Consider the following 19,757-nt stretch of genomic DNA (forward strand, 5'->3'; position numbering starts at 1 on the left):
TCGTGACTGATAGCAAAAAATCATATCAACAGATTTTAAAAACAACTTCACTTTTTGGAGGTGTTCAGTTTTTTTCGATTTTAATTTCAATAATCCGCACCAAATTAATTGCCGTTTTTATAGGTCCGGCCGGAATGGGAATTATAGCTTTACTAAATTCTACTTTGAATGTGTTAAGCAGTGTTTCGGGACTGGGAATCGAAACCAGCGCTGTCAAAAGTATTTCAGAAAATTTCAATAAAGACGATATTCGAATGGTTTCGATAACGATTCGGATTGTAAAAAGAATTATTTTTTTTACCGGAATATTAGGAATGGTTCTGACTTTAATTTTCTCAAAAGCTTTGAGTATTCTGACTTTTGGAGATTCCAGCCAAACGTATTCGTTTGTATTTCTTTCGCTTACTATTTTATTCAAACAATTATCTTCTGGACAATTGGCTGTTTTGCAAGGTTTAAGACATTTGAAGTTTTTGGCGAAAGCCAATTTTTATGGAAATTTATTCGGATTATTGTTTTCAATTCCGCTCTATATTTATTTTAAAATCGATGCTATAATTCCAACCATTTTGCTTGCATCTGTAACTTCATTGATTTTTTCTTTTTATTATTCAAATAAAGTACGAGTTGAAAGTAAGAAAGGAGAAATTACAAAAGAAGTCTTTGTAACCGAAGGAAAATCAATTGTAAAATTAGGTTTTATGCTTACCATAAGCAGTGTTTTAACGCTTTTGACAGCTTATCTAATTCAAATTTATATTGGAAAAACCGGAGGCTTGGAACAAGTAGGATTTTACAACGCCGGATTTACGTTATTAAACTCTTATGTGGGAATTATTTTTACGGTTATGAGTACCGATTATTTCCCGAAACTAGCTTCTATAAATTCTGATAATGATAAAGTTAGAATAAGCGTACAGCAGCAGGCTTTTATTTCGGTTTTGATTATAACGCCTATTATTGTTTTGTTTCTTGCTTTCAGTCCAATTATCGTTAAGCTGCTTTATACCTTAAAGTTTGAAGCTATTTTACCCATGATCTGCATTGGGATTTTAGGAATGCTTTTTCGCGCTGTTTCCTGGGCAATGGGATTTATTTTAATTGCAAAAGGCGATTCTAAAATACTTATAAAAACAGAGGTTGGTTTTAATATTTTATCTTTACTAATGAATGTTTCAGGATATTATTTTTATGGACTGGAAGGTCTAGGAATAAGTTTTTGTCTTTATTTTTTCTTTCATTTCATTGGGTTGAAAATTATAACCCAAAAACAGTACCATTTTTATTTCGAGAGAGATTTCTATCAAATATATTTTATTTGTTTTATCATTTGTATCATTTCTTTTTTATTCCGATTTATCGAAAATGAGGTTTTAAAAAATGGTTTGTTTGCATTGATGATTTTAATTTCTTTTGGTTTTAGTTTTTACAAGATAAATAAAAAGATAAATTTGAGCGAAATGTTAACGTCATTTGATCAACAAAAAAAAAGTAAAAAATGATCCGAAGCAGTTATAGAAAACTCCGAAGTTTTTATCATAAATTAAAGTTTTACTATTCGGTAAACTGGACCAAAACACTATACTTTAATTTTAAAAAATTTCCCTTTGAAATAGCTAAAAAGCTCCCGGTTTTCTTTTATAATAAAGTAACGTTTACATCGATACGAGGTGAAATAATAATAGAAGGGAAAATCAAAAAAGGAATGATTGGTTTTGGCCAGCCGTATGAGATAAATACGCGCCACAAAGGCATAGCAGAAATAAATATTACCGGAAAAATGGTTTTTAAAGGCCATGCACAATTTGGAAAAGATTATTTTGTATTTATTGGAGAAAACGGATATTGTGAATTTGGAAATATGGCTGCAATGGCTTCAAACGCTAAATTAATCTGCATTGAAAAAATTGTCTTGGGAAATTATGTGCAGTTAGGCGCCGATAGTCAAATCATAGATACTAACTTTCATGATATGATTGATACAAATACTGGAGAAAAACGAAAAAAAACGGGACCTGTTTTTATTGGGAATTATAATTTTAGCGGCAGTCGAATTTCGATAATGAAAAATACAAAAACTCCAGATTTTTGTACTATTGCAACCAATTCCTTTTGCAATAAAGATTACATTTCATGGGGGAATAATATTTTAATTGGCGGAATTCCGGCAAAGCTGATTCGTGAAAACATTTCAAGAGATTGGGAAGGGGAAAAGGATGAATTAGATAAATTTTTGACGATTTAAAAAATGCTTTTTTATACGCGGATGAAACGGATTTACTTCGTAAAGACGCGGATTAAAAGCGATTTTTTTATTATCTGTTTAAAAAATAAAATCCGTGTCAATCCGCGTCTTCGCTTTAGCGAATCCGTGTGAATCCGCGTTCTATTTTAGACATCGTTTTATCCTTTAAATAGTATACGAAACCGCTGCTTTATTTCAAGAAGAATATATTTTGACAGCAGCTTATAATTAGATGTTTTAAAGTTTAAAAACATCTCAAAATGGATTCGTTTTAAAATAGCTTTATGCTCTTGTTTTGTTCTGTTTAATTGAATCGCTTTCTTGATAATCAAATAAGTTGAATAATTGATTTTTCGGGACCTTGAATCGTTTTTGATATGAAAATGAGTTCCTAAAGATGTGGTCGTAATTCGTTTTTTAATTAAAATTTCATCGATATAATCAAAATCATATTTACGTGATGCCCGAATCCATAAATCTAAATCTTCATAAGCCAGATTTTCATCATAACCCTGTAAATCATCAAAAACCGATTTTTTAACCATTGATGAAACAGAGCAAATACTATTTCCTCCCGAAATTACACTCAAATAAATATCTCCGGTTTCTCTTTTTTCGATTGTTTTTTTGGATTCATCAACTGGGAAAAAATAAAAATAAGAATCGCCTTTTTCATTGATTAGTTCAGCATTTCCGTAAACAACCCCAAGATTTTCAAACCTGTTTTTTTCGAAAGTTTTTAATTGTAACGAAACACAATTTGGCAATAAAATATCATCACACGCTAAATCAATAATATATTCGCCTTTAGCAAGTTTTAGGGCTTTATTAAAGGATTTTGTGCTTCCTAAATTAGTTTCATTTTCAATAAATTGAATTTCAGGATAAGCTGCAATCCAGTTTTTTATAACTTCTCGTGAATTATCAGTACTAAAATCATCAACAATTATCAATTCAATAAAAGCATAATCCTGATTTAGAGCAGATAATAAACTCTGCAAAACAAATTTTTCATGGTTATAGCACAGGCATATAATAGTTACTAATGGATTATTGTACATATTGTTTTTAGAGTATTTACTTTTTTTTAATCTCGCAAAGATTTTTATTTTTAAGTTTTGTTTTTTATAAAACTTAGCGCCTTTGCGTCTTTGCGAGCAATTTTTCGTTGCTGAAGAAAAAAAGACTTAAAAAAATATCCCGCAAACATTGGACTCACTTTTTATGTTTCTATGTGTTAAAAAAGATATATTTGATACGAAAATAAGAAATCAAGAATGATATCATCTCACAAAAAAAAGAAAATTGCTCTTATTGGTTATCGTTTAAGCGGAGGCGGAAGCGATAAAGTAATGGCAAATTTGTCTGTTTTTTTTGAAAAGCAGGGATTTGAAGTTGATATACTTATTGTTATAGATGAAGTGAGTTTTCCCTATTCCGGAAAATTGGTAAACTTAGGATTGCTTAAAAATAAAAGCAACGGATTTTTTAATAAAGTCAAAAGGTTAAAGGTTTTAAGTGATTATTTAAACCAAAATCAGTTTGATTTTATTATAGATTTCCGCTTTCGCACCAAAATATTACAGGAACTTATTTTAGCCCGATTTATATACAATACCAAAACTATTTTTACGGTTCACAGCTTTTTAATCGATCATTATATGCCAAAAAATTCATGGCTGACACGATTGATGTACAATCATTGTTATGCGAATGTGGCGATTACAGACGAAATGAAAACGCTGATTGAAAGTACACATAAACTGCAAAATGTAATTACAATTCATAATCCGGTAAATCTTGAAGAAATTAAGGAAAAGCAAGATGAAAAAATTCATCTGGAATTTGATTTCATAATCGCAATTGGCCAATATGAAAACGAGATTAAACAATTTGATAAACTGATTTTAAGTTACAGCAAATCTAATCTGCCTCAAAAACAGATTCATTTGGTAATTATTGGAAATGGCGACGAAACAAAACTAAAAAAAGCTATTGGAGCAAATAATGTTTCCCAATATGTTCATCTTTTAAGGTATCAAAATAATCCGTTTAAATATGTACAAAAAGCTAAATTTTTAGTTTTATGCAGTAAAAATGAAGGTTTTCCAAATGTGATTTTAGAAGCCTTAGCCTGCGAAACTCCAGTTGTCTCTTTTGATTGTGATTTCGGGCCAAGAGATATGATTACTTCTTTTGAAAATGGTATTTTAGTCGAGAATCAAAATTGGGACAAACTAACGGAAGCAATGAATTTATTTACGGTTGATGAAAGTTTATATCAGCATTGTAAAAAAAATGCATTAAAAAGTATTGAACCTTTTTTATTAGAAAAAATTGGTCAGCAATGGTTAAATTTGCTTGAGGAACACTAAAAATATGACAACAATTCAAGATATTTCATTACTTAAAATTCCGGTTGTTGAAGACTTGAGCGGAAATTTAGCATTCATTCAAAGCGGAGTTCTTCCTTTTGAATTCAAACGTGTTTATTATCTTTTTGATGTTCCAAGCAGTGCTTTTCGCGGCGGACATTCGCATATTGAACAGCATGAAGTTTTGATTGCTTTAAGCGGAAGTTTTGAAGTAACGGTAAATGACGGAAAAGACAAAAAAAGCTATTTACTCAACAAACCCAATGTTGGATTGTATCTCCCGAAAGGAATTTGGAGAGAGTTAGAAAACTTTTCTTCGGGCGCAGTTTGCCTGGTTTTGGCTTCAGATGTTTTTGAAGAGACGGATTATATTCGGGATTATGAAACTTTCTTGAATTCTAAAAAATGAAACTGCTTTACATTGTTCCCAACATAAAAAATGCGGGAGGAGTTGCCAGAGTTTTGTCCATTAAAGCCAATTATTTTATTGAACACTTTGGTTACGAAGTTCATATTCTGTCACAAAACGAAGACGAAAATTCACCTTTTTACGATTTCAATTCTAAAATTTTCTTTCATAATATGATTTTGGAGGGAAATGTTTTTCATTTTCTAAACTCGTATAAAAAGCAGTTAAATCAAAAAATTACAGCAATAAAACCAGATGTAATTCTTGTTGCCGATAATGGTTTGAAAGCTTTTATTTTACCACTGATTGTTAAAACGAAAATTCCAATTGTTTTAGAGATTCATTCTTCTAAATTTATTGAAGAGCAATCAATCAAAACAAATATCTTTTCAAAATTAAAATATCGATTCAAAGATTTTGGTGCCAAAAAATATACTATAGTAGTTGCTTTATCTCGCGAAAATCTAAAACACTGGCATATTAATAACGCCGTTATAATTCCAAATCCTTCCTGGATTAAAACTGAAAATTTCGCAGCTTTAAAAAACAAACGAGTTATTGCCGTAGCAAGAAATTCGTATGAAAAAGGTTTAGACAGATTACTGTTAATCTGGAAAAAAGTAAGCCAAAAATTTCCAGACTGGACTTTAGATATTTATACCGATGAAGTTGATTCTTTAAACAACATTGTCATTGATTTAGGATTAACTTCCACAATGAATATTTTTAGTTTTGTAAAAAACATTAAAGAGAAATATCTTGAATCTTCTATTTTAGTTATGACTTCGCGATTTGAAGCATTTCCGATGGTTTTGATAGAAGCAATGTCTTTAGGTTTACCAAGTGTTTCTTATGATTGTCCTTCGGGGCCGAGATCGATTATTGCAGATAATGAAAATGGCTTTTTAATCCCGGATGGGAATGTAGATTTATTTGTAGAAAAACTTTCTGTTTTAATGGAAAATGAAGAATTGAGAATGAAATTTGGCGCAGCATCAAAAGAAAAAATGAAAGAATATCAGCTTGATCTTGTCATGAAACAATGGAAAACTTTATTAGAGAATTTCTAATTTGTTTTTATACTGCACAAATACGTTAATTTGTAAATATTAAGCAACGTTAAAGAAGGGCTTTTAGAGTTTAGCTGTTTTAAAATTAGTGTATTAAATGTTGTGAAAAATAACCCTGCCGTATAACGTAGTTTAAAACGTTTCAACAAATGATATGCCTTGAGTATTTTTAAAAAATCAGAATCAATTTGTTTTTTGCGATCAAGAATAAGCAGGTTTTCTAAACTGTTTTTTACTTTAGATATATAAATAAGATTCTCGTCAATATCGCCATGTTGAATCGCATTTTCGATATGTTTTACCTTAAAATGAGACTGACTTACCTGATAAGCAAAAAGTGTATCTTCATGTCCGTATTTAATTAAAGTAGAATCAAATTTTATCTTTATAAAACAATCTTTTTTAATTAATGTATTATTGAACATGAGGGTTTTATACAAAGCAGTATTTCTTTGAGAAACGGTTTTGTCTTCAATTAAACGTCCGTATTTCCAGCGTAATTTTTGTTTTTCAGAATAAATGTTTTCAGGATGAATTCGGCCGCCGTATACAATATCAAAATCGGGTATATTATCTAAATAGTTTTCTATGTAATTGGGGTTGATTACGATAGAATCGCCATCAATAAAAAGAAGATTTTGATATTGTGCTTTTGATGCCAAAAGATTTCTGTTAGAACTTAATCCAATGTTTTTTTCTAAAGAAACAAAAGAACAATGCTGTAGAGCATTTATTCGCTCATTTTCTTTATTCAGTACAGAATTTGAAGCATCATCCTGACACAGAATTTCAAAATTAATTCCAATAAAACGGCATTGTTCAGCAAGTTCTTCTACAAGCGAAAACACATTGTAATTATAAACCGGAATTAAAATAGAAAGCATTATTCTCTTTTTTAAAATATATTTGTAAAGGAAATGTTTTTTATTAAAATAATAAATCAAAAATGAATTTAAGGTCTCTTTATTATGCTATTTCTCCAAAGTCAAGATTTCTTGTTCGTAAGATTTATTATTTCCCTGCTGATTTTTGGAACTCTTTAAATAAAAAGAAAAACAAATATGAGCCGAAAAAAGGAGACATCTTTATTGGTTCCGGTGATTTTTTGTCACAAGGAAAACATCATTTAGAACTTTTAAAAGAATACTCATCGCTTCATCCTGATCATTCTGTATTAGATGTTGGCTGCGGAATTGGCCGCGCTGCCGTACCCTTAACGCAGTATTTGTCAACAAAAGGAAAATACGAAGGTTTTGATGTGGTGAAAAAAGGAATTGACTGGTGTCAAAAAAACATCAGCAAAGATTTCTCTAATTTTAATTTTCAGCACATTTCTTTAAACAATGACTTATACAATCTAACCAATCAAAAGGCAGAGAATTTTAAATTTCCTTATGAAGATAATTCATTTGATACCGTTTTTCTGTTCTCGGTTTTTACTCATATGCAGCCAAAGGAAATTCAAAACTATTTAAATGAAATTTACAGAGTTTTAAAGCCTGATGGAAAATGTCTTTCAACTTTCTTTCTTTACGATGATCAAAATGAAGATTATATTTCAAATGAAAATAAAGGATTCTGTTTTCCTTATCAAAAAGAAAATTACAGATTAATGAATGAAAAAGTTCCTTCTGCTAACATTGCTTTTAAAGAAGAATTACTTTTTGAGATGATTCAAAAAAGCCAATTAAAATTAGAAAATAAGATATACGGAACCTGGTCAAACAGAGCGGTTAATGACTTGTTTGATTATCAGGATATTTTAATTCTAAAAAAAGTTTAAGATTTATACGCTTCTTTGAACCACTTCGAAGATTCTTTCGTCTTCACATTTTAATGTTTTAGAAGGGAATTTCATCAACAAAGCATAATCATGAGTTGCCATGATAACGGTTTTACCCAGTGCGTTAATGTTTTTTAATACTTCTAAAACCTCAGAACTTGTCTGCGGATCAAGGTTTCCTGTAGGTTCATCGGCAAGGATAAATTCAGGATCGTTAAGTAAAGCTCTTGCAATTGCAACACGCTGCTGTTCACCGCCAGAAAGCTGGTGAGGCATTTTGTTAAGGAAATCTTTCATTCCAACTTTATCTAAAACCTCGTCGATTTTGTATTCCATCGCTTCTTTTTCAGTCCATCCAGTTGCTTTAAGAACAAAAAGCATGTTGTCCTGAACAGAACGGTCTGGAAGTAGTTTAAAATCTTGGAAAACAATCCCGATTTTACGTCTTAAATACGGAATATCTTTTTCTTTTAAAGTTGCCAAATCAAAGTCAACAATATGAGCTTCACCTTCAGTTAAAGGTAAATCTGCGTACAAAGTTTTTAAAAAGCTGCTTTTTCCGGAACCTGTTTTACCAATGATGTAGATGAATTCACCATGCTGAACATCTAAGTTAATATGAGATAAAATTTTTCTTCCTTCTTGATATATAGTGACTTCTTTAAGAGATAGTACGGTTTCTGACATAATAAAATTGATTTGAATGGTAAAAGTAATAAGATAACGTTTGGATTCAAAATAAATTTCAATCATTTCTTAAGAAAATTTGTAGAAAAAGGAATGAAAATTTAAACCATATAAGTTATATAAGTTGATTTTAGTTAATCTGCTAAAAGGTACTAGCTTATAATTACTTATATAACTTATAGGATTCATTTTAATTTTTTAAACTACCTCTAAAATGTTTGTTATTCCATGTTTGTTCATAATAAATTCAAGAAACGTTTCGTTATAAACGGTATAAAATGATAAATTTGAATACTAAATATAACTAAAATGCATAGACTTTCCTGGTTCTTTTTATTCCAAATTATCCTTACTTCGACCATAGTTTCGGCACAAAAATCAGCTATTTATACTTACGATTTAAAGGATTTTGACAAAGCACAGGCTTTATATAACGATAAACAATACGCTTCGGCACAACATATTTTTGAGTATGTAAAAAATAATACGGCACAAACAGAAGAAGTAAAATCAGACTGCGCTTATTATATCGCCAATTGCGCCATTAGAACCAATCAGCCCAATGCCGATGCTTTGATGGAAAAATTTGTAGAAGATTATCCAACAAGCACCAAACAAAATCAAGCTTATATCGAGGTTGCACAATATTTCTTCGAACAGGGAAATTATCCAAAAGCTTTGCAATGGTTTGACAAAGTGGACGAAGGTTACATGAGCAAATCAGAATCGGATAAATTTAATTTCCAAAAAGGATACAGCTATTTTACAGCTAAAAAGAAAAAAGAATCTACAACGTATTTTAATAAAGTCGTGAATTCTCCTGAATTTGGTTCTCAAGCCAAATATTATTTAGGATTTATGGCCTATGAAGGCGACGATTATAAAGAAGCAACAAAATATTTTGATGAGGTTTCGGGCGAAGAAAAATACAAAGAAAAGCTTTCGTATTATCAGGCTGATATGAATTTTAAACTAGGAAATTTTCAAAAAGCAATTGATTTGGGCCAAAAAGCAATGGCGAAATCAAATGAAATGGAAAAATCGGAACTGAATAAAATTATTGGTGAAAGTTATTTCAACTTAAAACAATATGAAAAAGCGATTCCGTATTTAGAGCAATACGCTGGTAAAAAAGGAAAATGGAATAATACCGATTTCTACCAATTAGGTTATGCGTATTACGAACAGAAAAATTACGAAAAAGCCATTTCTCAGTTCAATAAAATTATTGAAGGAAAAGATTTCGTAGCTCAAAATGCCTATTACCATTTAGGTTTAAGTTATTTAAATACAGGTAAAAAACAAGAAGCTTTGAACGCGTTTAAAAATGCTTCAGAAATGGATTTCAATGCACAGATTCAGGAAGATGCCGCTTTAAATTATGCTAAAGTAAGTTATGATATTGGAAACGCTTATCAAACCGTTCCGGGAATTTTACTTGATTTCTTAAAAAAATATCCAAACAATTCCAGCAGGGCAGAAATAGAAAAACTTTTAGTTGACTCTTATATTTCGACTAAAAACTACAAAGAAGCTTTGGCTTTATTAGAAAAAAACAGAAGTGCTGAAAACAAAGCGGCATACCAAAAAGTACTTTTTTACAGAGGAGTTGAATTGTATAATGAATCGAATTATACAGAAGCCGGAAAAATGTTTAAAAGTGCGATCAGCGAGCAAAAAACACCTGAATTTACAGCACGTGCTACTTTCTGGAAAGCAGAAACAGAATATGTTTCAGATGATTTTCAGAATGCTTTATTGACATACAAACAATTTGCCGGACTTGCCGCAGCAAAATCTACAGACGAATATAAAAACATCAATTATAATATTGGTTATACGTATTTTAAACTGAAAGAATACGATCAGGCGGCGAACTCGTTTCAGGCACAGATCGATAATTCTCCTTCTGATAAAGTACGTTTAAATGATTCGTATTTACGTTTGGGAGATTCACGTTTTGTAAATTCTAAATATGCTCAGGCAAATGAAGCTTACGGAAAAGCAATGGACGCAAAAAGTGTTGATGCCGATTATGCTCAGTTTCAAAAAGCACTTTCGTATGGTTTTATGTCTAAAAATGATCAGAAAATCAACGAACTGAATAACTTCCTAAAAATGTATAAAAAATCAGAATATCGCGATGATGCTTTATTCGAACTAGGAAATACATATGTGGCGGATAAAAAGAATGATTTGGCAATTAAAACGTACGATCAGTTGATTTCTGAATACAAAAACGGATCTTTTACTTCAAAATCTATTTTGAAACAAGGTTTGATTTATTACAATTCGGATCGTGATGAACAAGCGCTGGCAAAATTCAAAAAAGTAGCCGCTGAATTTCCAAAAACGCCGGAAGCACTTGAAGCCGTTTCGACAGCAAGATTAATTTATGTTGACTCAGGAAAAGTAGATGAATACGCAACTTGGGTTCGAACTTTAGATTTCGTTTCGGTTACAGATGCTGAGTTAGATAACGATACTTACGATGCAGCAAACAAACAATACAGTCAAAATAACAGCAAAGCAGCGATTACAGGTTTTGCGGGTTATGTAAGCAAATTTCCTTCTGGATTGCACGCTTTAGAGGCTAATTTCAATTTAGCGCAATTATATTATGCGGAAGGTTCTGAAACAAAATCAACTCAGAATTATCAATATGTAATTGACCAGCCAAGAAATGAATTTACAGAACAAGCGTTAAACAGACTGGCTCAGATTTACTTAAAAGCGAAAGATTGTGATAAAGCGATTCCGGTTTTAGTTCGTTTAGAAAGTGAAGCCGATTATCCGCAGAACAAAAACTTTGCTCAGGCAAACCTGATGAAATGTTATTATGACAAAAAAGATTATGACAATTCGGTTATTGCTGCAGATAAAGTTTTAGCAAATCCAAAAGCTGATGCAAACGTAAAAGCCGACGCACAGATTATTGTAGCGCGCGCGGCGATTCAAACCGGAGATGAAGACAAAGCGAAAGCAGCGTATGCAAAACTGTCTACAACTTCAAAAGGAGAATTAGCGGCAGAAGCATTGTATTATGATGCTTACTTTAAAACTAAAGAAGGAAAATTTGATGCGTCGAATACTGCGGTTCAAAAACTGGCAAAAAGCTATTCTGCTTACAAATATTACGGAGCAAAAGGTTTGGTTTTAATGGCGAAAAACTTCTACGGATTAAAAGACAGCTATCAGGCAACATACATTTTAGATAACGTAATCAACAACTTTACAGATTATCCGGATGTTGTTGAAGAAGCGAAAAAAGAATTAAGTGCGATTAAGGCGGAAGAATCAAAAACAAATTCGTCGATTAATAAATAAGAAAAAAAGAAGTATAGAATATAGAGGATAGAAAATAGATTGAAAGCAAAGATTTGAAGTCTATTTTCTATATTCTTTAATCTATTTTCTCAAAAAAGAAATAAGAACAATGAGTTTACCTTTTTATATAGTTGATGTTTTTGCTGATAAAAAATATGCAGGAAATCAATTGGCGGTTTTTTTAGAAGCTGAGAAATTAAGTTCAGAAGAAATGCAGCAAATGGCGCGCGAGATTAATTTCGCAGAAAGCACATTTATAACCAAACTGGACAGAGAAAATAATAAAGCAGAAATAAGAATTTTTACACCGGCTCATGAAATGCAGTTTGCAGGACATCCAATAATTGGAACTTCGTGGGTTTTGATCAATAAGATATTTGATAATTCGCCTGAAAGTATAACACTGAATGTTCCGATTGGACCTATTCAAATTCAGCAATCTGAAGATTTGATCTGGCTAAAAGCAGCACAGCCAAAATTTTGGGATATTTTCTCTAAAGAAGATTTTACATTATTCAGTAATCTGAAAAAAGAAGATTTTGAAAATCAATTTCCAATTCAGGAAGTGACAACCGGAAGCGCGTTTGTAATGGTTGGACTAAGCAGTAAAAGAGCTTTAGAAAATTTAGTTTTAGATAAAGATAAAGCAGATCAATGGATGAGAAATCATTGTAAAACAGATCATAGAGGCTTGTATTTTTATTATCTGGAAGGTTCAAAATTATTCAGCAGAATGTTATGCATTGAACACAATCAATTGGTAGAAGATGCCGCAACAGGAAGTGCAAGTACATGTTTGGAGGCTTTTCTGTTAAAATACCATAAACCTGAATTTGAATTAACGAATTATCAGGGAGATTATATTGGGCGCCCGTCTCAGATTTTCTTCAAAGGGAAATTAGTTGAGAATCAGTTTGATATTAATATTGGAGGAAAAGCTCAGTTTGTTGCTAAAGGGGAGTGGGAAGCTTAGGTCGAGAAAATAGAATAAAGAACAAAGAATATAGATTTTAGAATATAGAAACTGAACAAAGAGATTGAGGTTAAGAATTAAGAAATAGTGTAAGTCTATTTTCTATACTCTTTTCTCTATTCTCTTAAAAGAAATAAATATGAAAATTAAGTGCCGAAATAAAATTATCGTTTTACTAGTGTTATTGGTCTGCCAGCTTTCGTTTTCGCAGGTTAAGAAGAATGAAAGCATTGGAACTGAAACGGTAAACGTAGTAAAACCTTATTCGCCAACAATATCCGACGCTTTTAAAGTGAAAGAAACACCTTCGCTGGACGATGCGGGAAATCAGCCAAAAGAAACTATTAAATATAGTATTTTGTCTGTTCCTGTGGCTTCGACTTTTACGCCGTCAAAAGGAAATGCGCAAGCTGTGGATAAATCTAAAAAAGAGAGATTGTTTAATAATTATGCAACACTTGGAGTTGGAAATTATGGAACATTAAACGCTGAATTATTCGTAACTCAGGATTTAGGAAACAACGATTATTTAGCCGGAATGCTGCGTCATCATTCTTCTCAAGGCGGAATTAAAGATGTAAACCTTAATGATGAATTTTACGATACAGGTTTAAATATTGGTTACGGTGTAAAAGATCGTGATGTATCTTGGGGCGTTGATTTAGGTTATCAAAATCAAGTATATAACTGGTATGGTTTACCAGCTGATTTTGGAATGACTTTGCCGCCGGGAACACAGGAAGATTTGATTAGAGGAATTAATCCGAATCATTCTTATAACACAATTTCTATAGGCGGAAATGCTGAATTTACGGAAGGTATTTTTAGCAAAATTTCAACTAGATTTACGAACTTTTCGGATAGTTTTTCTTCTTCAGAAAATCGTTTTTATCTAAAACCGACTTTTAAAGTTGATGTTATGGATCAGGCAATTAATACTAATATTATTATAGATCACGTTAGCGGTTCTTTCGAACATAATTATGCCTGGGACAATGTTGAACCTTTAAAATACAGCTTGACAAACTTTGGGATTGAACCGAGTTTTGTGGTTAATGAAAACGACTGGACTTTAGAATTAGGTGCTGGTTTGTTTTATGCTTTGGACTCTGAAAACAGCGGAAACAAATTTTATATTTATCCAAAAGTAAATGCATCGTATAAGTTAGTGGGAGATTTAATGATTTTCTATACCGGAGTTAACGGGAGTTTAAACCAAAATTCTTATGCTGATTTTGTAACCGAAAATCCGTTTTTGTCTCCTACTTTAAATATGAGACCAACCAGTAATCAATATACCGTTTTTGCAGGTTTAAAAGGAAAACTGGCTAATAATGTGAGTTATAACGTAACAGGTTCTTACTTAAACGAAAAAGATAAAGCGTTGTTTAAAAGCAATGATTATACAGAAGATTTTTCGAATCAGAATTATGGTTTTGGAAACTCGTTTAGTGTAATTTATGATGATGTCAGAACTTTCCGTTTCTACGGAGAATTAAAAGCTGATTTTTCTAAGAGTGTTTCTTTTGGAATTAACGGAACTTTCAACAGTTATAAAACAGATGGTTTAGAAGCGTGGAATTTACCTTCAATGAAATTAAGTTCAAATCTTGATGTAAATATTACAGAGCAATGGTATGCAGGTTTAAATGTGTTTTATGTGGGAGAACGTAAAGACATGCAGACCAATCTGACTTTTGGAACTGATCCTGTAATTACCACTTTAAAAAGTTATTTTGATGCCAATGCGCATTTAGGATATAAATATAATGAGCGTTTGACTTTCTTCTTAAAATTAAATAATATTGGAAACCAAGCTTACGAAAGATGGCTGAATTATCCTGTTCAGGGCTTCCAGGTTTTAGTGGGAGGAAATTATAAATTCGATTTTTAAGAAGATTTGATGCAAAGACACTAAGGGACAAAAAGTATATAAAATATAAAAAGTGCCTTTTTTTTAGCCATGAGTTCGTGAATTTTTTGGAGTAAATTCGTGAATTCGTGGCTATTTTTTTGCGACAGCAGAAAAACCTTTGCACCTTTGTACCTCAGAACCTCAGTACCTTTAAAAAAATGACTTTCAAACAAAAAATACATTCTCATTATTTACAAATGGTCCAAGACCGAATAGATGTTTTTAAAGACATGATTTCGGGATTGACAGAAGATTCTAAAAACGATGCCAAAGGTTCGGCGGGCGATAAGCACGAAACAGCTTTGTCGATGATGCATATCGAACAGGAAAAACTAACCAATAAACTTAAAGAATCTATTGCTCAAAAAGCAGTTTTAGATAAAATTGATTCTTCTAAAAATACAGAAAACATTATTTCAGGCAGTTTGGTAAAAGCAAACGGGATCTATTTATATGTAAGCGTGGCGCTTCCTAAAATCGCAATTGACGGAATTAATGTTATTGCGCTTTCTCCGCAATCGCCTTTAGGAAATCATTTAATGGGGAATAAGGCTGGTTTTCAGTTTGAAATAAATAAGACGCATTATACGATTGAAAGTGTTTTGTGATTTATTCGTTTGGGTGTAGTCCCTACGGGACAATTTTATCTTGCGTGTATTTTTTTCTACTGATATTTAATCTCTACGAGATATGTTTTTGAGATTTAGACATTTAGGTTTAGTCCCTACGGGACAATTTTTAACATTTAATTATTCTGTTTCCTACCGATATTTAGCTCCTAAAGGAGCATATCTCGTAGAGATTAAATATCGGTAGAAAAAAATAACTATAAGTTGAGATTGTCCCGTAGGGACTACATATGAATAATAACGTTGTCAATCTTTGTAGAGCTTCTTACGAAGATTTCTCGTTCCTCGAAATGACAATATTGTGAAAAATCATATTTCTATTCGAGAATTTGTTCATGCTTTGAAATATCTTTAACGATTCTGAAATATCTCAAAATTTAATTCAAAGAATTCTTCAAAACCTTCCGTTTTACTCGTATTTTACCTTCAAAATTGAAATTTATAAGTTTCGGGTATTTTTTGATGCTAAAATTTTACATTTTATATGTAAAAACTAAATTATGGTTTTAAATTGTAATTAAAATTAATATTTATGTTTTTCAATTATAACCAATACCGCATCTTTGCCTTATCAAAATAAAATTTAAAAGTTAAAAATATAAAATTATGTGTGGAATTGTATGTGCCTTTGATCTAAAGCAAAAAGCCGAAGCGTTAAGACCTCAAGTATTAGAAATGTCTAAAATCATTCGTCACCGTGGACCAGACTGGAGCGGAATTTACAGTAATGATAAAGCAATTCTTTCTCATGAGCGTTTGGCAATTGTAGATCCAGCTTCAGGAAAACAACCTTTATTTACAGAAGATAAAAAATTGGTTTTGGCTGCAAATGGTGAAATTTACAATCACAGAGATTTACGTAAACAATTCGAAGGAAAATATAACTTTCAAACAGAAAGTGACTGCGAAGTTATCTTAGCATTATACAGAGAAAAAGGAGTAAGTTTTGTTGATGAATTAAACGGAATCTTTGGTTTTGCAATTTATGACGTTGATAAAGATGAATATTTTGTAGCTCGTGACCATATGGGAATTATTCCATTATACATTGGTTGGGATCAACACGGAACTTTCTATGTAGCTTCTGAGTTAAAAGCATTAGAAGGATATTGTACAAAAATCGAATTATTTCCTCCGGGACATTATTTATCAAGCAAAGACGGTGAATTTGTACAATGGTACAAAAGAGACTGGGTTGATTATGATGCGGTTAAAGACAACGAAACAAGTATTCCTGAAATCAAAAAAGCGCTTGAAGCTGCAGTTCACAGACAATTAATGAGTGATGTTCCTTATGGAGTTTTACTTTCAGGAGGTTTAGATTCGTCTATTACTTCGGCTGTAGCCAAAAAATTTGCGCAAAAACGTATTGAATCAGATGATACTACAGATGCCTGGTATCCGCAATTACACTCTTTCTCTGTTGGTTTAGAAGGATCTCCAGATTTAGCAGCAGCAAGAAAAGTAGCAGATCATATTGGAACTATTCACCATGAAATTAAATTCACTATTCAGGAAGGTTTAGATGCTGTTCGTGATGTAATTTACAACTTAGAAACTTATGATGTAACTACAGTAAGAGCTTCAACTCCAATGTGGTTAATGGCAAGAGTTATCAAATCAATGGGAATCAAAATGGTGCTTTCAGGTGAAGGTGCAGATGAGTTATTTGGAGGATATTTATATTTCCACAAAGCGCCAAACGCAAGAGAATTCCACGAAGAAAACGTTCGTAAATTAAGTAAACTTCATATGTATGACTGTTTACGTGCTAACAAAAGTTTAGCTGCTTGGGGAATTGAAGGTCGTGTGCCATTCTTAGATAAAGAATTTATGGATGTTGCAATGCGTATCAACCCACAAGATAAAATGATCAACAAAGAACACCCAATGGAAAAATGGGTTGTTCGTAAGGCTTTTGAAGATATGCTTCCTGAAAGTGTTGCATGGAGACAAAAAGAACAATTTTCTGATGGAGTAGGATACAGCTGGATTGATACTTTGAAGGAAGTGGTAGCCAGAGAAGTTTCTGACGAACAATTGGCAAACGCGAGATTTAAATTCCCGTTACAAACACCAACTTCAAAAGAAGAATATTACTATCGTTCCATCTTTACAGAACATTTCCCAAGCGATGCAGCAGCATTATGCGTTCCTCAGGAAGCAAGTGTAGCTTGTAGTACAAAAATCGCTTTAGAGTGGGATGAAGCATTCAAAAACATGAACGATCCTTCAGGTAGAGCTGTGGCAAGCGTTCACGACGATGCCTATGTTAAAGCATAAACACGTTTAATTATTAGAATTAGTATATATATTGCAGAAAGACGTTCTTACTTTAAGAACGTCTTTCTTGTCTAAAATTGTTAAATTCTATATTTCAGTTCTTTATAAAAATATTTCGGCAATTATTTAACTTACTTTTTTTATATTTGGCATTCCCCAAAAAAGTTAAATACCTAAGATTTTAATACTGAAAATGTAAGAAAGCAAAAAATAATATTTAGTTTTGCTTTCAACAGGAAATTTTAATGATTTTTTAATGTTCGGCTTATTTTAAGTCTGAAACAGAAGAATAAAAATAAAAAAATAGAATAGTATGTCTGGATTATTGGCCGTTATTGGTAAAGGAAAAGACCCGCAGCTTGTAAAAGCACTTTCTGAAAGAATGTCGCATCGCGGTCCTGATGAAAGCGATTTGCACATTATGGAAAATGGCAGTATTCTTTGTCATGAAAGTCTTTCTATTATCGATTTAAAATCGGGGAAACAGCCTATTCAGGGAACAGACAAAGCCTGGATGGTTCACGACGGGGAAATTTATAATTATCAGGAATTAAAAAATACCGTTTTAAAAGATCATACTTTTAGAACAAATTCTGACTCAGAAGTAATTGTGCATTTGTACGAAGAATTTGGATATGATTTTTGTAATAAACTAGACGGAGATTTTGCTTTCGTAATAATCGACGGAGATAAATATATTGCAGGAAGAGACCCAATTGGAGTTAAACCTTTGTATTATGGTTTAGATGAAAGAGGAAGGATTTATTTTTCTTCAGAAATGAAATCAATTGCAGATCAATGTAAATCATTTTCGACTTTTCCTCCGGGACATTATTATACAGCAAAAAGCGGTTTTGTAAAATATTATCACCCAGAATACGAAGATCATAAAAATGCTACTCAGCCACTTGATTTAGATTTAATTCGTGAATCATTAATCGAAGCAACCCGCAAACGATTAATGAGCGAAGTTCCTGTTGGAGTTGTATTATCTGGAGGTTTAGATACCTCTTTAATTTCATCAATCGCATCTAGATTATTAAAAGAAAATGGTAAAAAACTTCCGTCTTTTTCTATCGGATTAGATGCTGATGCTCCGGATAATGTTTCGGCAAGAAAAGCTGCTGAATTTTTAGGAACAGATCATCATGAAATACATTTTACAGTTGAAGAAGGTGTTGCGATTTTAGAAAAAGTGATTTCGCATATTGAAACGTACGATATTATTTCGGTTCGTTCAGGAGTTCCAATGTATTTGTTATCAAAAGCGATAATTGATAAAGGAGTAAAAGTGATTCTTTCTGGTGAAGGTGCCGATGAAATTTTCGGCGGGCATTTGTATTTTAGAAATGCGCCTTCTACAGAAGAATTTCAGGATGAAACTATAGAAAGAGTTCAGAAGTTATTTACGGCCGATTTACTGCGTGTTGATAAAACAACAATGGCAAACGGAATCGAAGCCAGAATTCCGTTTTTAGATACAGATTTTTTAGACGTTACTATTCGAATTAAAACCGAGGAAAAACAGCCTAAAACGTATGAAGGAATTGAAAAATACATTTTAAGAAAAGCTTTTGATACTCCAAATGATCCTTATTTACCAAAAGAAGTTTTATGGAGACAAAAAGAACAGTTTTCAGACGGAGTTGGATATAACTGGGTTGATGAATTAATTGAATATTGTGCTACACAAGTTACAGACGAACAATTGGCGGGTGCAAGTGCAGAGTTTCCGTATAATACGCCAACAACAAAAGAAGCCTATTATTACAGATCTATTTTTCATAAATATTATCCGCAGGTTAGTGCGGCGCAAACTGTTCGTAAATGGATTCCGAAATGGCAGGAAAATCTTGATCCAAGCGGAAGAGCAAATGCAGCCCACTTACAAGGAAATTTTGAAAGTGTAAAATCTGGAGTTGCTGTTTAATATAGAAAATTTCAATAAAAAAAATCCAAATTCCAAATTCTGAATTTCAATTTGGAACTAAAATATAAAGCCGAAATGCATTCATGATGTAGTTTCGGCTTTTTTTTTGTGGTTTCCCGTAAATTGCTAAA

At 32.0% G+C, this 19,757-nt stretch carries 15 protein-coding genes; 12 read left to right on the plus strand and 3 right to left on the minus strand.

Translation table 11 applies throughout. The features are described 5' to 3' along the window. Nucleotides 1–2: 2 nt before the first annotated feature. The gene (locus NLJ00_RS12105; protein ID WP_180861603.1) at nucleotides 3–1,502 is read left to right on the plus strand and encodes an O-antigen translocase; all 1,500 of its coding nucleotides are present in this window, start codon (nucleotides 3–5) and stop codon (nucleotides 1,500–1,502) included. Continuing rightward, nucleotides 1,499–2,245 carry an acyltransferase gene (locus NLJ00_RS12110; RefSeq protein WP_235992147.1) on the plus strand — a complete coding sequence of 249 codons (747 nt, stop codon included), beginning with the start codon at nucleotides 1,499–1,501 and terminating at the stop codon, nucleotides 2,243–2,245. Before NLJ00_RS12105 ends, NLJ00_RS12110 begins: the two co-directional genes overlap by 4 nt. A 158-nt stretch (nucleotides 2,246–2,403) precedes the next feature. Here NLJ00_RS12110 and NLJ00_RS12115 read toward each other — a convergent pair whose 3' ends face one another. After that, nucleotides 2,404–3,306, minus strand: coding sequence for a glycosyltransferase family 2 protein (locus NLJ00_RS12115; RefSeq protein ID WP_180861601.1), 903 nt, complete (start codon nucleotides 3,304–3,306; stop codon nucleotides 2,404–2,406). 216 nt (nucleotides 3,307–3,522) lie between these two features. Here NLJ00_RS12115 and NLJ00_RS12120 point away from each other — a divergent pair, with 216 nt between their 5' ends. The 3 genes from NLJ00_RS12120 to NLJ00_RS12130 are packed head-to-tail and all read left to right on the plus strand — an operon-like array spanning nucleotide 3,523 to nucleotide 6,099. After that, a complete protein-coding gene (locus tag NLJ00_RS12120) occupies nucleotides 3,523–4,620 on the plus strand; it encodes a glycosyltransferase (RefSeq protein WP_256637367.1) in 1,098 nt (365 codons plus the stop codon). A 4-nt stretch (nucleotides 4,621–4,624) separates the two neighbouring features. Further along, complete coding sequence (locus tag NLJ00_RS12125) at nucleotides 4,625–5,029, plus strand: sugar 3,4-ketoisomerase (RefSeq protein WP_180861597.1); 405 nt, start codon at nucleotides 4,625–4,627, stop codon at nucleotides 5,027–5,029. Further along, entirely contained in the window at nucleotides 5,026–6,099 is a 1,074-nt protein-coding gene (locus NLJ00_RS12130; RefSeq protein ID WP_180861595.1) for a glycosyltransferase family 4 protein, read from the plus strand. Before NLJ00_RS12125 ends, NLJ00_RS12130 begins: the two co-directional genes overlap by 4 nt. Here the strand turns inward: NLJ00_RS12130 and NLJ00_RS12135 are convergent. Further along, the gene (locus NLJ00_RS12135) at nucleotides 6,096–6,983 is read right to left on the minus strand and encodes a glycosyltransferase family 2 protein (RefSeq protein ID WP_180861593.1); all 888 of its coding nucleotides are present in this window, start codon (nucleotides 6,981–6,983) and stop codon (nucleotides 6,096–6,098) included. The genes NLJ00_RS12130 and NLJ00_RS12135 overlap by 4 nt on opposite strands. A gap of 62 nt (nucleotides 6,984–7,045) precedes the next feature. Here NLJ00_RS12135 and NLJ00_RS12140 point away from each other — a divergent pair, with 62 nt between their 5' ends. Next, the gene (locus NLJ00_RS12140; RefSeq protein WP_180861591.1) at nucleotides 7,046–7,882 is read left to right on the plus strand and encodes a class I SAM-dependent methyltransferase; all 837 of its coding nucleotides are present in this window, start codon (nucleotides 7,046–7,048) and stop codon (nucleotides 7,880–7,882) included. A 3-nt stretch (nucleotides 7,883–7,885) separates the two neighbouring features. Here NLJ00_RS12140 and NLJ00_RS12145 read toward each other — a convergent pair whose 3' ends face one another. Continuing rightward, nucleotides 7,886–8,569, minus strand: coding sequence for a cell division ATP-binding protein FtsE (locus NLJ00_RS12145; protein WP_053471180.1), 684 nt, complete (start codon nucleotides 8,567–8,569; stop codon nucleotides 7,886–7,888). Nucleotides 8,570–8,878: 309 nt separating this feature from the next. Between NLJ00_RS12145 and NLJ00_RS12150 the strand changes: the two genes are divergently transcribed. From NLJ00_RS12150 to asnB (NLJ00_RS12175), 6 genes are all read left to right on the plus strand, one after another. After that, nucleotides 8,879–11,896: a tetratricopeptide repeat protein gene (locus tag NLJ00_RS12150; RefSeq protein WP_256637368.1), complete on the plus strand. Its 3,018-nt coding sequence runs from the start codon at nucleotides 8,879–8,881 to the stop codon at nucleotides 11,894–11,896. 109 nt (nucleotides 11,897–12,005) lie between these two features. Then, entirely contained in the window at nucleotides 12,006–12,869 is an 864-nt protein-coding gene (locus tag NLJ00_RS12155) for a PhzF family phenazine biosynthesis protein (RefSeq protein ID WP_256637369.1), read from the plus strand. 139 nt (nucleotides 12,870–13,008) lie between these two features. Further along, complete coding sequence (locus NLJ00_RS12160) at nucleotides 13,009–14,763, plus strand: TonB-dependent receptor (protein WP_256637370.1); 1,755 nt, start codon at nucleotides 13,009–13,011, stop codon at nucleotides 14,761–14,763. Nucleotides 14,764–14,942: 179 nt separating this feature from the next. Further along, nucleotides 14,943–15,392, plus strand: a complete 450-nt coding sequence (locus tag NLJ00_RS12165; RefSeq protein WP_256637371.1) for a hypothetical protein — start codon at nucleotides 14,943–14,945, stop codon at nucleotides 15,390–15,392. Between the two features lie 627 nt (nucleotides 15,393–16,019). Beyond that, complete coding sequence (gene asnB, locus NLJ00_RS12170) at nucleotides 16,020–17,696, plus strand: asparagine synthase B (RefSeq protein WP_053470987.1); 1,677 nt, start codon at nucleotides 16,020–16,022, stop codon at nucleotides 17,694–17,696. A 313-nt stretch (nucleotides 17,697–18,009) separates the two neighbouring features. After that, a complete protein-coding gene (gene asnB, locus NLJ00_RS12175) occupies nucleotides 18,010–19,626 on the plus strand; it encodes an asparagine synthase B (protein WP_256637372.1) in 1,617 nt (538 codons plus the stop codon). The last annotated feature ends 131 nt before the right edge of the window (nucleotides 19,627–19,757 follow it).

Source organism: Flavobacterium panici (assembly GCF_024499525.1).
In the GTDB taxonomy this organism is placed as follows: domain Bacteria; phylum Bacteroidota; class Bacteroidia; order Flavobacteriales; family Flavobacteriaceae; genus Flavobacterium; species Flavobacterium panici.

Bases quoted from the DNA above. Each gene is read 5' to 3' on its own strand.
- NLJ00_RS12110 (WP_235992147.1), top strand. From the start codon at position 1,499: ATGATCCGAAGCAGTTATAGAAAACTCCGAAGTTTTTATCATAAATTA.
- NLJ00_RS12115 (WP_180861601.1), bottom strand. From the start codon at position 3,306: ATGTACAATAATCCATTAGTAACTATTATATGCCTGTGCTATAACCAT.
- NLJ00_RS12120 (WP_256637367.1), top strand. From the start codon at position 3,523: ATGATATCATCTCACAAAAAAAAGAAAATTGCTCTTATTGGTTATCGT.
- NLJ00_RS12125 (WP_180861597.1), top strand. From the start codon at position 4,625: ATGACAACAATTCAAGATATTTCATTACTTAAAATTCCGGTTGTTGAA.
- NLJ00_RS12130 (WP_180861595.1), top strand. From the start codon at position 5,026: ATGAAACTGCTTTACATTGTTCCCAACATAAAAAATGCGGGAGGAGTT.
- NLJ00_RS12135 (WP_180861593.1), bottom strand. From the start codon at position 6,983: ATGCTTTCTATTTTAATTCCGGTTTATAATTACAATGTGTTTTCGCTT.
- NLJ00_RS12140 (WP_180861591.1), top strand. From the start codon at position 7,046: ATGAATTTAAGGTCTCTTTATTATGCTATTTCTCCAAAGTCAAGATTT.
- NLJ00_RS12145 (WP_053471180.1), bottom strand. From the start codon at position 8,569: ATGTCAGAAACCGTACTATCTCTTAAAGAAGTCACTATATATCAAGAA.
- NLJ00_RS12150 (WP_256637368.1), top strand. From the start codon at position 8,879: ATGCATAGACTTTCCTGGTTCTTTTTATTCCAAATTATCCTTACTTCG.
- NLJ00_RS12155 (WP_256637369.1), top strand. From the start codon at position 12,006: ATGAGTTTACCTTTTTATATAGTTGATGTTTTTGCTGATAAAAAATAT.
- NLJ00_RS12160 (WP_256637370.1), top strand. From the start codon at position 13,009: ATGAAAATTAAGTGCCGAAATAAAATTATCGTTTTACTAGTGTTATTG.
- NLJ00_RS12165 (WP_256637371.1), top strand. From the start codon at position 14,943: ATGACTTTCAAACAAAAAATACATTCTCATTATTTACAAATGGTCCAA.
- asnB (WP_053470987.1), top strand. From the start codon at position 16,020: ATGTGTGGAATTGTATGTGCCTTTGATCTAAAGCAAAAAGCCGAAGCG.
- asnB (WP_256637372.1), top strand. From the start codon at position 18,010: ATGTCTGGATTATTGGCCGTTATTGGTAAAGGAAAAGACCCGCAGCTT.